The sequence below is a fragment of the Peribacillus butanolivorans genome (assembly GCF_001273755.1).
Classification (GTDB): Bacteria; Bacillota; Bacilli; order Bacillales; family DSM-1321; genus Peribacillus; species Peribacillus butanolivorans.
Window position 1 is genome coordinate 2,559,776 of the sequence record NZ_LGYA01000001.1, and the last position, 13,829, is coordinate 2,573,604.

Below are 13,829 nucleotides of genomic sequence, written 5' to 3' on the forward strand. Positions count from 1 at the left end.
ACAAAAATTCCATATAAAGCATAATCCACGGCCGTCTCAAAGTCTGCGTCGGCAAAAACGATGTTAGGTGACTTGCCGCCTAATTCGAGTGCAATGTTTTTAATATTCCCAGATGCTGCTTTCATGATGCTTCTACCTGTCGAGGTACTGCCAGTGAACGAAATCATATCAACTTTATCGCTTTCCGCTAGTTCATTTCCTACTGTTGCACCACCACCCATAACTAGATTTGCAACGCCATCTGGTATGCCAACTTCTTCGATAATCTCAAATAATTTAGTAGTCGTAATCGGAGTGACCTCGGATGTTTTAAATACAATCGTATTTCCTGCAGCAAGGGCAGGGGCTATTTTCCAAGCTCCAGTCAGTAAAGGGAAATTCCACGGAGCGATCAGTCCACATACCCCTACCGGCTCTCGAACAACCATGGCCTGTACAGGACCGGAAACAGGATACGTTTGGCCGTCCGGTTTAGTGACTAAGCCGGCATAATAACGAAAACAATCCGCTGCATCCGCAATGTCAAACTCTGCTTCTTTAAGAGGTTTTCCGGTATTGGCCGTTTCAAGTTGGCTAAGCTCAGATGCATGCAATTTTCTCTGCTATTTTAAATAAATAGGAAGCCCGTTCCGAAGCCTGCAGGTCTGACCAAATCCCGGAATCAAATGCGGTTCGTGCCGCATCAATGGCCATCCTGGCATCTTCTGTATTTCCGTTGGGAGCCTCCGCAATGATCTTGCCGTTTGCGGGGTTAACAACATTACTCGTTTGTTTACTCAAAGAATCCATCCACTCACCGTTTATAAACTTTTTCAGCTTCAACAATTTGAAAAAACCTCCTGTTCGTTATTCTTACTTTAACAATCCCGCTTTAAAAATAGGTAACGCTTTCATTTTTCCTTATTTTCAAAATATTCACACCTCCTTTAGTTACATATACTTACTTCAGTGTAAAAAACGGATTAAAAGTCTTCTACCTTTTGGGAAAGAATTTTTTCATTCATATCTTCTACCTCTTGAGGAATGATCTCCTCATCAAAATGAAACTCAGGAAGAGGCTTGCGGAAAAAATTTGTCATATAAAGAAGATATGCTAAGCCACATATCACCCAAATGCCTCCAAGAATCAATGCCTCTATTTCTAAATGTGACCATAACCACATAGTAAATACTGCGCCAATGAACGGTAAAAATAAATACCTTATGCAATCGTTAAAAGATCGTTTCTGATTTTTTATAAAATAATGGGCGATGACAGATAGATTAACAGATGTAAAAGCAATGAGCCCTCCAAAATTGATAAACTTGATGACTTGCTCCAGAGTTAACACGACGCCTAATAAAGAAATTATTCCTATCACGATAATACCGTGTGACGGTGTTTTATATTTGGGATGAATATAACCAAATAGATTTTCAGGCAATACTGAATCCCGGCCCATTGCATATAACACACGTGATGCGCTTGTAATTGAAGCAACTCCTGAAGAAAAGTTACCAATAATTACCGCAGTAATAAATAATGATTTAAATAGGTTTCCTCCAACAAGTATAGCGATTTCCATGGCTGCTGAATCATTGTTTTCAAATGAAAAACCCGGATAGACCAATTGTGCTAAGTAGGAAGAGCCAATATACAAAACCCCTATTAATAGCAACATTATGATAATAGCTCTTGGGATGGTTTTTTCAGGATTGATTGTTTCCTCTGACAAGGTAGTAAGTGAGTCAAAACCAAGGAAACTAAAACAAAGAATTGAAGAGCCTGCTAAGATTACTGACAAGGGAACCTCTGAATTGAATAATGGTTTACTCGAGAAAAGAGTTCCTGTCCCAACTCCATCTAACAAATTTTTGACGGTTAATATCCAGAAAAAACAAACGAAAATGATTTGAGCAATAACGAAAATTTTACTTGCGGATGCTGATGTCTTTACCCCTAGTATGCTTGGTACAACTATGATAGTAGTTAAAAGAATAATCCACACATAATGTGGAATCCCTGGAAACACTGCACTTAAAAAGACAGTGGACATCAAACACGTCACCATAGGTGTTAAAATATAATCAAGCATAATTGTCCAACCTACAAGAAACCCAACTTCAGAATTAATAGACTTTTGAGTAAATGTATAAGCTGAACCTGAGATAGGATATGCTTTTGCCATCTTTCCGTAGCTGAGCGCTGTAAACAGTATCGCTAGAAATGCAATAATGTACGCACCCGTAATGACACCATGTGAGGTTACGGTAGCTATTCCATAGGTATTAAAAAATACCATGGGGTTATTCCAAGCAATCCCTAAAAAAACAACCTGTGACAAAGTAAGTGTTCTAGCAAGTTTCTTCCGTTTCATAATCAGCTCCCTCACATTTATAAAGAATACTCAGAAGATTTAAATTATTGTGTATTTTGATTATAAAGGTTGTTGTAACACAAAGGTCAACACCTGTATTATATTTTTTAAGGGGGCGATTAAACTGAAAGAAAAATTAACAATTGGTGAGATGGCAAAGTTACGAGGGATGACTACGGAGACCTTGCGCCATTATGATCGGATTAACTTATTCAAGCCGCAATATATCGATTCACATTCGGGATACCGCTACTATTCTATTTTCCAGTACGAGGTTTTAGGAACCATCAAAGAATTACGACAACTTGGAATGAGTACGGACGAAATAAAGGATTATTTCAATGAACGCAATTTTAGTAAGTCTTTGGACATTCTTAAAGCAAAGCACGCAGATCTTGTTGCAAAGCTGAACGAATTAACTGACTTGGAGGAAAATATCCGGGAAAAAATTGTATATTTGGATCACGTAGCAAGAGAAACGGAACTTCAAACGGTTATGTTTCGTGAATTAGGACGCAGGAAGTTAATTACATTGAATGAAAAAATCAATAATAATTTGGAACTCTGTTATGGTGTTATAAGGCTAGAAAATATGCTTGCTGAGAAGACACCGATTCTGGCCAGTAACAGACTAGGCATTCTCATCCAGGAAGCGGATCTTAGAACTAAACGTTTTGAAGAACCATCAGTCATTTTCGTTGTGGCAAAAAGTAAAGAAAAAATACCAAAACAGTACCAACGGATCGTTCCGGCTGGGTTATTTGCGTGTATCCGATATAACGGAGAATTACTATGGAACCGAAGCGAAAGCTTGAGTAAAATATTTGATTATCTTGATGAAGGTGGTTATCAAATTACCGGCGATGCGCTGCAAATTATGCATGTTGATATTACGATCACAGATAAACCAAACGAGATTACCTTTGAAATTCAAGTTCCCGTTCAAAAGGTCTGACCTATTTGCGCAGGACAAATGTTTATTTGTATGGTTTAGACGAAAGATCTACCGAGATACATCACGTTATTCCAATAAAATACGGTGGAACTAACGCATTTCAAAATCTATTTCCGCTTCCTGTAAAAATACACCGTAATGAAGTTAACACTTGGTGGAAAAACTACTAATTAAGGAGATTAACTATATGCCATTTATTAATCAAACTTTAACAAGTTTTTAAAATAGATTAGATGAAGACTTAAGTATGATTATTTCAGGTCCCGAAGGAGAAAATTCGAATATTGTTTGTTCCTTTAATAATCCGGCTACTAAAGAACAAATAGAGGAATTTGAAAAGAAAACAGAGTGGATTTTACCGGAAGACTACAAGGCTTTCTTATTTATTCATAACGGTTGTATGCTTTTTGAACATATAGACGAAGATGGTGACAATGTAGGCGGAGGATTATGGCTTCATTCTTTAGAAGAAATCGAGAGTGCATATAAAGATATGCAAGCGGATGAGCCAGATAATCCCCTACCTTTTATTCCTATAGGTAGCGTACTAGACGGAACTTTGGCTATAAGTATTAAAAAACTCAATGCTAAAGAACCAAATTATTTACTTAATTTCGACATACCTTCTGAAGAATTTTCCGAAGACGAAGACATTCAACTTAACTTCGAATTGTTTCTTGATCGATATATTATTTCTCAGGGGAATGATTTTTGGAACTGGACCACTTATACAGCTGAAAATTATTATAAGCTATAGACAAAAAGCGGAGTGTTATTCACACTCTGCCTTTTGTTTAGGCTGTTTTTTCAAATGCTTAAAATAAAGCAACAAAAAAAGATAGTAAGTTTAACCCTTTCTATCTTTACTTTTTTTTAGGCTGTATAGATTGTTGCTCCTTTGAAAATACTGATTATAGTTTAATATAATCTAATACAAGTTCAAGGAGGTGTTTGATAATGTGGAGATATGTGTATGAAGTGGTCAGTAAATTAAAGAAAGCAGATCAACAAGCCTTATTTAAGGCACTAGAACAAGATCTATATCCAAAAGAAGTAAATAAAATAGAGAAGTTACTTACAAAGATTAGGGAGACTCGCTTTTCTGCCGGTTTAGGTTGTATTCATTGTGGAAATATCAGTAAAAAGAAACGGTATGTATCGTTCCAGACAACGTTATTTATGTAAGGATTGCGGACAAACCTTTAATGATATGACAAACACCCCCTTTTCAGGTTCACGTTATCCAGGAAAGTGGTTGAATTACATTGAAATGATGATACACGGTGTTACATTACCTAAAATCGCTGATTATTAAACATTCATATATCTACCTCATTTTATTGGAGGCACAAGATTTTAAATGCTTTAGGAAGTCACCGGTTCAATCAATTATCTGGTATCGTTGAAAGTGATGAGACTTTCTTTCGTGAGTCATTAAAAGGTCGTAGATTTACACATCGAAAACCGAAAAAACGGGGAGAAAAAGATGAAAAACGAGGGATTTCAAATCAAAAAATTGCTGTAATTGTAGCACAAGATCGATATCACAATATTATTGCAAGAATCGCGGGAAAGGGTCGTGTAAAAGCAGAAGAAATAGATGCAGCTATTGGGGACCATATAGCCCCCTCATCTTTGTTATGCACTGATGCAGCTACCAATTACAAAAAGTTTGCAGTATCCAAAAATATTAAGCACGAAACAGTTAATCTAAATCAAAATCAACGAGTAAAAAAAGGGTATACCACATACAATACGTTAATAATTTCCATCGTCGGTTGAAAGGATGGATGGAACGGTTTCAAGGCGTTGGTACGTATTATTTAGACAATTAACCCTATTGGTATTATTGGCTTGAATTACATAAAAACTATGCATTTGAAAAGCGAGTAGAGCAAATGCTTATTTCAGCTTGTCAAAAATCTAACTATTGCACAGTTGAATCATTAAGAGAAAATGAAAAATGTCTATTTGAAGTAAAGATAAAAAAGAAGAAACGGCATAAAATATCACACCAATACCTATGAACATCAACATCATATTATTCTCTCTCAAATCGCCCGATTCTTTTTGCATCTCTTTGTAATATTTTGTCGTCACAAACACACCAGACATCAATAACACGGCACAAGCGATATACGAAACGATGTCCGCTCCATCCATCTTACCTATGTCGATGGCTAGTATCGCTATACAGTTTATAAAAAACGCAAATAAATAAAGTGCTTTTTCCTTCAATTGTAATTTTCCACTTTTCTTTTTCGCCACTTTATACCAATGCTTCACATCTTCTCGCGATACATACTGCGCAACAATAGCTTCTACTTGTTCCACATATTTTTTTCGAACTTCGACTGTATAAAACGCTTCGTATACTTCATCTTTTTTTTTCGAGCGGGTCTTTCAGACGACCGCTTTAAAATATCTTTGATTCCTATTTCAAATGGAACGTTATTTTTCACTAAGTGTTCGATAGGACAGCATCTTCTGAATGTCCAATCAATATATTCTTTTTAAACAAACTCAGCACCTCTTACGAAACAAGTTTAATTACGCTTAATTATACTATTTCATTCGACCCCATAATCCAAAATATAACATACTCTTTTAAATATCTGATGCTTTCGTTTAGCAACAATCTTTGAGAAAGCAGCCAATTTTTAATATTCATCTTTTACCCTCCACTACGAATTGTATTGGAAAACCTTGCTAGAATCAGGTTTCATCCGGAAGATTAGATCTGAAGAATATCCGAATTTATGTATGGTGTACCGCCAACATTTTGACGTAAACCTTCGTTAAGAGTTTATATGGAATTAAAAAGACGATTTGTCCTACTCTATGTGAAAAAGTTGTATTTTTGTTTCTTGTTAAACTCCCTCAGTTAATTAGACAGCAATAAAAACTCACAAAATAAAATTAGCACGATTGAGGGCTAAACATAAGTGAATAATACGATGAAAATAAACATTGAAATTTTTTGGGACATGGTTAAAAATCCAAGGTATCTAAAAAGGTTCAAAATTTTCTACTTGAAAATGGCGACCCTTATAATTTTCTGAATCGAAGTATTCCTTTTGCATCCAATGGATATCTCCTCTAACTACTTGTGAAATCCAAACTTTTTATCAATCATTTCTTCTTTAAATAACCTATCCCTTTAGCTCCATAAGAAAAAGAGCTGCTGAAGCAACTCCCTTTTTGAAGTAAAGCACCCGTTAGCCATCCATGAAGCGCAAATTCAGCGCTTCACCACAGAGAATGAAGGGTAGCACTCATGGGAGATTAATCCTTTTTGGGTCGTCGCGCTAGCCTCTACTTAATTTGCTATAATTGGAGGTTTTTGATTAACGATTTACCAAACTCAATCAGATCACTCATAAGGTTCAGCCTTTTTTTAAAAAAGTCATTTTCTGGGTCTATTTTTGTATGCTCTTTTTTGGTTTTAAGAATATTTTAATTTTCATGGGAGTAAAATAAATCTTAGAGAAACATCACAATAAATAGTAAGCTTATACCAATAAGAACTCCACCAATCAACTCATAGTTGCCCAACAAGAAGAACAATTTACTTTTGTATATAAAATCGAATGAAAGAATCCTTTTTCTTAACCAAAATCCAAAAATGCCAATAAAAAGAAATGCGAAAAGAAGTAACATTAGAGTATTTTTAATATATCGTTCACTCCCCATTTTTTACGCCTACCAGTAATCACCAAATAATAATGATTGATTTATTTGGTTTAGCCTCTTAACCCACAATTCGAAAGAATACTATACTTCTAGTGAATATTTTTGCACTAGAACCAAAATATCTCTATCAATAAAAAATACTTACCTTAATAATTTTTGCAATTGAGTCATTGTGATTGGATAACTTTATATTTAAATTGTTGCATGAATGATCCATGTTTAAGATTGCTACGTCACCTTGATCTAAAACAAAAGTCTCTTTTTCATCTATACTCATTTTACTTGTTCCTTTGACACAATAAAAGGCTTCGGATCTATTCGTAGATTCCCTATTATCCAACACTTCATGTTGGATCCCATTATTAATATGAATCATGTTAAGGTCTCCCTCGCATCCTTCTGCTAACATCAAATTAAAATCCGTAACCCTCCCAATACTTCGGGTTGTCCAGCCGCCATCAAACCGATCCTGTTCAAATGGCTTTAAATGCACATGGTGCTTTCCCTTATGTTGAAGCAACATTTCTCCATCAAGGATCATGATAATTCTCTGAATGCCTGGAAGATGAGTAAATAAGGATTCGTCTACCTCAACATCTGCGGTGCTTAACCGCCATTTGAAATCACGCTTCGAGTAATCTCCATTTTCAGGATAAATAGCAAGTTGAGTTGTTTTACCACCTGACCAAAGGCTTGTTATTTGTTCACTTTTTCTTATTAATTTTAGTAAATATGACAACTAATTTCTCCCCTTTTATTATTACGTTACTTCAGTTTAAACCACGCCCAATGTAGTTCAAAATTGGTGTTATGTCAATAGGATGGATACGATAAACAGAGAGGAATAGCTGAGCTTAGCTGGATTAGTTCTATTAAAAAAAGGCTGCCGCAGCAACCCCTGTTTTTGAAGTAATGCACCTGTTAGCGAAATAAGGGAGCAATTTGTTATCATCAATATCGCCCGCCTATATAAAGCCTTTATGTGATACCTTTAAAATCATACTTATGGTTGACGACATCTATAACAAAATCCTGTTCTTCTTCTATACCAATTTTTGGTTAATGACTTGGTTCTGGCTCAGTATTGTTCCTGTAATCTATTTTTATTGCTTTTTCGTTTGTTGTTTTTCCAGTATCTTTTGGTACTAATGCTATTATAGAAATAATTGAAAGTATACCGAAGATTACGTTTGCGATAATACCACCTGTTGCAGCAACTTCGACACTACTAACAGCTGCAATGGCACCATAAACTGTAGCAGAAATCGCAACTCCGAACGCTCCACCTAGTGAGCTTGCCATTTTGTAAACCCCTGCTGCTGCTCCAACTTTATCAGGAGGAGAATTAGATACAGAAGTATCTGTAGAAGGGGTTGCGTATATTCCAAGTCCAAGACCGAATAAAGCAAATCCAATGAATACGGCAACAGTATAGGAAAAACCAGGTAAGAATGTTAAGCCCATTAGTGCACAACCAACTGTCGTTATTATAGCTCCCCAAATCATTGGAGATTTTGCCCCGGATTTTTGTAAAATTTTCTCACCAACACGAATCATTGCAAGTACTGCTATTAAATACCCGATTGATAACAGTCCAGATTGGAAAGCCGTAAATCCGCGACCAACTTGAACATAAGTATTAGCAACCACTAGTGTTCCAGCTACAGCGTTTAACAAGAAATTGGAATATGTGGCTCCTGCGTATGGTTTATTTTTAAATAAAGAGAAGTCAATTAGAGCTATGTCATTATTTCTTTCCACTTTGACGAATACGATAATCCCAATGATTGTGATAACCGCACAGACTAATGTAATAGTACTTGTCCAACCCCAATCTGCTCCGCGAGTAATGAAAAGGTTTAATGCAAGCATCGTAATGATAAAAATAACTAATCCGGTATAGTCAAATTTAAAAGCACCAGTTGATTCTGCTTTACTTTCTGGAGTGTCTTTAATAAGCCACATCGCAAGAAGAGCGAAAATAATCGAAAAGATGAAAATCCATCTCCAGCCCATATATGTTGCTATGGCACCACCAGCAAGTGAACAAACACCTGAGCCGCCCCAAGAACCAATGGACCAGAAACTGAGGGCACGTTGGCGATCAGCCCCTTCATAATAAGCTTTCACTAAAGCAATTGTTGCTGGCATAATACATGCTGCTGAAATCCCTATGAAGATACGCCCGATAATTAATAATGCTGCTCCTTGAGTCAAAACAATAAACAAGGAACCGATAATGCTTAAAATTAACCCTAAATACGTAATTTTTTTACGTCCAATCTTATCTGCAAGGCCACCAGCTGCAACGATAAACATACCTGAGAACAAGGCAGATAAACTAATTGCTATGTTTAATGTGCCAAGTGAAATGCCTAAGTCTTTCTGAACGGCCGGAACAACATTGACCATAGACTGGGCAAAGAGCCAAAATGTGATGACCCCAAATACAATTCCTGTAATCATTTTATTTGTGCCTTTATAACTTGTTGTTTCCATAATTACACCTCCATTATTAGTGTGTTTGTCAAGGACGATTGCATGGCCTTTCCACCCAATAAATAGAAAAGACCCTACACACTCAGTTAGTTTTCATAGAACTTTTTACACTACCATTTTTATCCAACTAAAAACGACGCAGTGATTGATTATTTATATGTTCCTGTTTAAATATTTGCAGATTAATTCTAAAATATTCTGCAAAGGATCATTCATCCATAACTATGCTAAAGTGAAAATTCCCTTTATTCGCAAATTCACTTGCTTTTATTATTGAATAATAAACAAAAAAGAAGACACCTTCTTACTTTAAGAAGTGCGCCCTTTAATGGATTAACTAAAATATAGCCTCAGTTGTTGGTTTGGAAAAAAGGTTGATTAAAAAGATGTTTCAAACAACCATAAAAATGACATTTTTCTTCCTCCTGAATTTCCTTTTTAAAGAAATCGATCCGTGATGTCCTTTATCCTTTGAACCTTCGGCTAAATAAGTTTTGAAATCACTCCAATGCAATAAATGGTACACGGAATTTACTTTTAAAAGCATAATCGTATAAGCCTTCAAGCATTTTTTAATTATCCTTTTTGAGTCACTCCCTTTTTTGACGTCACTTTCTATTCGGTGATGCCGGTGTTCACAATACGAACCTTCATATAAAATTCAACAGGAACGGTTGGGTAGCGGTCTTTCCATGCTTCTTTATCAAAGTTCCGAAAATGGCTCCGGACTTTTTCGCCGATTCCGAGCGGATCAATCTTTAGCTCCTGAAATTTTCTCATCATCTTTTCCGCTCTTTTCGTGGTTTCTTTGCTCCATTCCTGCTCCACTTCTTTCATGGTGTTCCCTTTCATCAACACGCTGGAAGCATCTTTAACCTCTCCTATCACCGAGACATGAACCGACACCCGCGGATTGTCTTGGCTGCCGGACACTTTATATTTCACTTTGGATCGAATATTTTCAGTAGCAATGTACTTTTTATTTTTGAAGCGTATTTCATACGTGCCTGTTTTAGTCTTTTCGTAAAAGAGTTTAAATACATAACTTTCCTTATTGGAAAGCTCTCCTACGTAGAGATCATCCTTAAAAAGAGCGAGACCTTTATATTGAATATGATCGTCTTTTTTCCCGATAATAGGTAGAAAAGGATCTTGAGCGAACCCGCCATATTGATCCAGGAAAGCATGAACAGTTGGCTGAGGAACAATGTCTTTCAGATTTCTCTCCATGAAATCGGAAAGATATTGAGCAGATGTCGGCGCATTAGGATACTTAAAAGTTAACAGCTCTTCGACGCTGCCGTCGACGACCGCCATGTAAACATCTCTGCCAATATCGGTAGAGCGGGCGAGTGGATCAGTAAGCTCGGCGACTCCGTGTTTTGCCAGATCTTTACTAATCAAAAAATTCTGCAAACGTCCCGTAGCGAGTCTTCTTTGGGACTCCATCTGCTGCTTTTGTAAGATGTCTAGAACGGTATGGCCGACCGCCGTAAAGAAGGCATTGAGCGGCTGAACATCTATCCCCGCAGGATAAAAAGGAGCGGCGGCTGTTCCCTTTATCCGGTCCTCGTCCACATAGTCATAACCAATGGCGGAAACGTGCTGGATATCTTCAAGTATCTTTGTTTCAATCGAATAATTGAACAGCAGGATGAGCGTAAAAATGCTCCAAAAGAGGTACCTTATCATGACGTTCGCCTCATTTTACTTTTAATCATTTGGTAAAAGAAGAGAAATGGAATGTAGGCATAAATGACATAAAGGCTCACCAAGCCCATTACTGTATTTAGCTGCTCGATCTGCTCGCGGTTTTTCAAGAGAACAGCCACCACAGCTGTCATGATGATAACGAAAATAAGACTATGTTTTTGCTTCACGGTAAACAGCTGCTTTAGTCCTCTCGTGCCGGCCCAAATAAATATACAAACACTATTAAGAGCGTTAAACAGCCAAAGGGAGAGCCCCATAAACTCAAACCTTTCAAGAAAAGGAAAATCAGCAATTTTCCAAATAGTTAATGTCGGCCAAATCGACTCAAGTAATTGAGCCTTAGTAAAGTACATAAGGGAAACGATCATTATTACTAAATAACTAAAAGTACTGAACGCCGCTCCATAATGCACCCACTTTTGCGAGCTTGGAGCATTTTTTATAAAAGGATAAAAGAAAAAAAGTGTTTCAAATCCAGTTAAACTATACGCCATCTTTTTAGAGGCGGATAAGAACTCAACTGCGGTATGATCCAAAATTGGCAAAAGATGAGAAAAATGCACGTGCCGTAAAGGGAACTCTAACATTATAAAAAATATAGGAGTCGTTAAGATGAAACTGAGGAAGCAAATCCCAACAACGACTCGAAAGCCTCCGATTACATACACATAAACGAGCGAAGAGAGAATCAGGGCCATATACCATGTTTCCAATTGCGGAAAGATCCAGACTTGAATCAATTCGATATAACTACGGAACACAGAGACAGCCAAAGTCAGCAAATAAACAATCAAAGCCAAACTGAGGAGCCCTCCAAGCCCTTTTCCAAACAGTTCCTTGTGGATAACAGTAATATCATTCGTTCCTTTATTTAATATTTGATAAATCATCCACAAGACAATGTGAATCGAGAGACCGGCGATAATAACAGCGATCCAGGCATCATTGCCCACGGCTTTAACAATATACCGTTGAAAGCTGAAAACGCCCAAGCCAAATTGCGCCGCGACGATAAGATAAAAAACAAAGAAAGGAGAGACTTTCCGGCTCTCCGGCGGTAAGGGCAGCATACAGCACCTCCAAATGCAAATTAGTCGTCAATATCCCATTCTTTTTTTTGTGGAGCCTCCTGCTGAAATCTTACACGGTCTTTTGCTCTTATTTGGAGGGGACGGAGTGCTTGCTTGCTGAACGGCAGTCGAATAATAGAGTCTTTGAAATCCTTCACGCGCAAAGGATAGATCGGCTCAAGAAAAGGACGACCGAGAGAAGTCAGCTTTAATAAATGAGACATAAGAAAAGCAAAGCAGACGGCAACTCCGACAAGGCCTAGCAGCTGGGCAAGCAGGATAAATGGAAAGCGGATCAGGCGGATCACGTTGCTAAGTTGGTAGATAGGCGTAGTGAAAGAAGCAAGCGCGCCCGTGGCCACGACAATGAGCAGTACATTGCTCGTCAAGCCTGCTTGAACGGCAGCTGTTCCGAGCACTATACCGCCGACAATCCCAATCGTTTGGCCAATCTTTGTCGGCAGCCGGGCGCCTGCTTCCCACAAAAGCTCAATCGCCAATTCAAGGAGAACAGCTTCCAAAAAAGGTGGAAACGGAATACTTCCCCGTGATGTAATCAGCAAGCTGAGTACATCACGGGGAATCATTTCATAATGATAAGTTAAAATGGCTACATAAGTCGATGTGGCTAAAACAGAGAAAAGAACCGCAATGAGCCGGAGGAGCCGGAAAGCGGATGCGACATTCCAAATGGAAAGATAGTCTTCAAATGCCGTGAAAAATGTAATGAGTGACACGGGACCTGATATCGCAGTGGGCGATCCGTCCGAAAAGATGGCAACTTTCCCTTCGGCGAGTAAGGCGGCCAGTCGATCAGGCCTCTCTGTGTCGACTAACTGTGGGAATGGCGAGTTTTTATTATCGGTAATCATTTGGCTGAGAAACGAACTGTCGGCAATTTCATCGTATTCAATCCCTTGAATCCGCTGGATGACCGTATTCACGTTGTCCGAGTCAGCGATTCCTTTCACGTAGACGACCGCGATCCGGGTTTTTGATAACTTTCCGACCATCAGTTCTTTAACCTGCAGTTCTGGAATCGGCAGACGTTTGCGCACGAGATTTAAATTTGTATCGAGTGATTCAACAAAGGCTTCCTTCGGACCAACGACTGAGTATTCCGTTTCCGGAGTGGCTACTTGCCGTTTTTCGACGGCTGGTGCCGGAACAGCCAGGCAGGCAGGCTGCCCTTCTTTCGTGTAAAAAATCAAATTTCCGGTCATTAATTTATCTTGAATATCCGGTATATTGTCCGTAATAGAAAGGTCCTCGATCAACAGCTTTTCTTTTATTTCTTCTAAAGTAGAAAACTCTTCTTTAACTATAGGGAGAATATCGTGGTGAATAATCTCTGGTTTAACTAAAGTTTTAAAATAGGCAATGAAGAAGGGCGAGTTTTCATAAAGACTGAAAGTAAGAAAGTCTGCTGACTCTCCGCACGCTGTTAAAAGCTTGGCCAGCTCGCTTCTTTGAAAAGCTGAATCGTTTTTAGGCATTGGAAATTTCACCTCCCTTTACTATTACTCTGGGGAAAATTAAATT

10 protein-coding genes and 2 pseudogenes are annotated in these 13,829 nt (G+C 37.9%); 4 read left to right on the top strand and 8 right to left on the bottom strand.

Annotated features, from left to right (window positions below):
- A pseudogene (locus AKG34_RS28880) lies at positions 1 to 825 on the bottom strand (aldehyde dehydrogenase family protein); the annotation flags it as partial.
- A gap of 137 nt (positions 826 to 962) precedes the next feature.
- Positions 963 to 2,357, bottom strand: a complete 1,395-nt coding sequence (locus AKG34_RS11720) for an APC family permease (protein WP_083450768.1) — start codon at positions 2,355 to 2,357, stop codon at positions 963 to 965.
- 151 nt (positions 2,358 to 2,508) lie between these two features.
- Between AKG34_RS11720 and AKG34_RS11725 the strand changes: the two genes are divergently transcribed.
- The 4 genes and pseudogenes from AKG34_RS11725 to AKG34_RS11735 form a co-directional block, all read left to right on the top strand.
- The gene (locus AKG34_RS11725) at positions 2,509 to 3,312 is read left to right on the top strand and encodes a MerR family transcriptional regulator (RefSeq protein WP_152952279.1); all 804 of its coding nucleotides are present in this window, start codon (positions 2,509 to 2,511) and stop codon (positions 3,310 to 3,312) included.
- A gap of 26 nt (positions 3,313 to 3,338) precedes the next feature.
- Positions 3,339 to 3,482, top strand: a complete 144-nt coding sequence (locus AKG34_RS28885) for an HNH endonuclease signature motif containing protein (protein WP_236695014.1) — start codon at positions 3,339 to 3,341, stop codon at positions 3,480 to 3,482.
- Positions 3,483 to 3,559: 77 nt separating this feature from the next.
- Positions 3,560 to 4,069, top strand: a complete 510-nt coding sequence (locus tag AKG34_RS11730) for an SMI1/KNR4 family protein (RefSeq protein WP_083450769.1) — start codon at positions 3,560 to 3,562, stop codon at positions 4,067 to 4,069.
- Positions 4,070 to 4,269: 200 nt separating this feature from the next.
- Positions 4,270 to 5,267: pseudogene (locus AKG34_RS11735) on the top strand (IS1595 family transposase); the annotation flags it as partial.
- On the opposite strand, the gene AKG34_RS28310 reads toward AKG34_RS11735, so the two are convergent.
- From AKG34_RS28310 to AKG34_RS11765, 6 genes are all read right to left on the bottom strand, one after another.
- On the bottom strand, positions 5,236 to 5,646 hold the full coding sequence (locus AKG34_RS28310; RefSeq protein WP_169787509.1) for a hypothetical protein: 411 nt from the start codon (positions 5,644 to 5,646) through the stop codon (positions 5,236 to 5,238). The pseudogene AKG34_RS11735 and the gene AKG34_RS28310 overlap by 32 nt on opposite strands.
- A 1,486-nt stretch (positions 5,647 to 7,132) precedes the next feature.
- A complete protein-coding gene (locus AKG34_RS11745; RefSeq protein ID WP_053346239.1) occupies positions 7,133 to 7,744 on the bottom strand; it encodes a HutD/Ves family protein in 612 nt (203 codons plus the stop codon).
- A 320-nt stretch (positions 7,745 to 8,064) separates the two neighbouring features.
- Positions 8,065 to 9,504 carry an MFS transporter gene (locus AKG34_RS11750; RefSeq protein ID WP_053346240.1) on the bottom strand — a complete coding sequence of 480 codons (1,440 nt, stop codon included), beginning with the start codon at positions 9,502 to 9,504 and terminating at the stop codon, positions 8,065 to 8,067.
- A 615-nt stretch (positions 9,505 to 10,119) separates the two neighbouring features.
- Positions 10,120 to 11,196: a Ger(x)C family spore germination protein gene (locus AKG34_RS11755; RefSeq protein WP_053346241.1), complete on the bottom strand. Its 1,077-nt coding sequence runs from the start codon at positions 11,194 to 11,196 to the stop codon at positions 10,120 to 10,122.
- Positions 11,193 to 12,287 (bottom strand): GerAB/ArcD/ProY family transporter, encoded by a 1,095-nt coding sequence (locus AKG34_RS11760; RefSeq protein WP_053346242.1) that lies wholly within the window; start codon positions 12,285 to 12,287, stop codon positions 11,193 to 11,195. Before AKG34_RS11760 ends, AKG34_RS11755 begins: the two co-directional genes overlap by 4 nt.
- A gap of 20 nt (positions 12,288 to 12,307) precedes the next feature.
- A complete protein-coding gene (locus tag AKG34_RS11765) occupies positions 12,308 to 13,783 on the bottom strand; it encodes a spore germination protein (protein WP_053346243.1) in 1,476 nt (491 codons plus the stop codon).
- Between the last annotated feature and the right edge of the window lie 46 nt (positions 13,784 to 13,829).

What these genes read in the sequence shown, in the direction of transcription:
- AKG34_RS11725 (WP_152952279.1), top strand. Translation starts at nt 2,509, where the DNA reads ATGGCAAAGTTACGAGGGATGACTACGGAGACCTTGCGCCATTATGAT.
- AKG34_RS11750 (WP_053346240.1), bottom strand. Translation starts at nt 9,504, where the DNA reads ATGGAAACAACAAGTTATAAAGGCACAAATAAAATGATTACAGGAATT.
- AKG34_RS11730 (WP_083450769.1), top strand. Translation starts at nt 3,560, where the DNA reads ATGATTATTTCAGGTCCCGAAGGAGAAAATTCGAATATTGTTTGTTCC.
- AKG34_RS11760 (WP_053346242.1), bottom strand. Translation starts at nt 12,287, where the DNA reads ATGCTGCCCTTACCGCCGGAGAGCCGGAAAGTCTCTCCTTTCTTTGTT.
- AKG34_RS11720 (WP_083450768.1), bottom strand. Translation starts at nt 2,357, where the DNA reads ATGAAACGGAAGAAACTTGCTAGAACACTTACTTTGTCACAGGTTGTT.
- AKG34_RS11755 (WP_053346241.1), bottom strand. Translation starts at nt 11,196, where the DNA reads ATGATAAGGTACCTCTTTTGGAGCATTTTTACGCTCATCCTGCTGTTC.
- AKG34_RS11765 (WP_053346243.1), bottom strand. Translation starts at nt 13,783, where the DNA reads ATGCCTAAAAACGATTCAGCTTTTCAAAGAAGCGAGCTGGCCAAGCTT.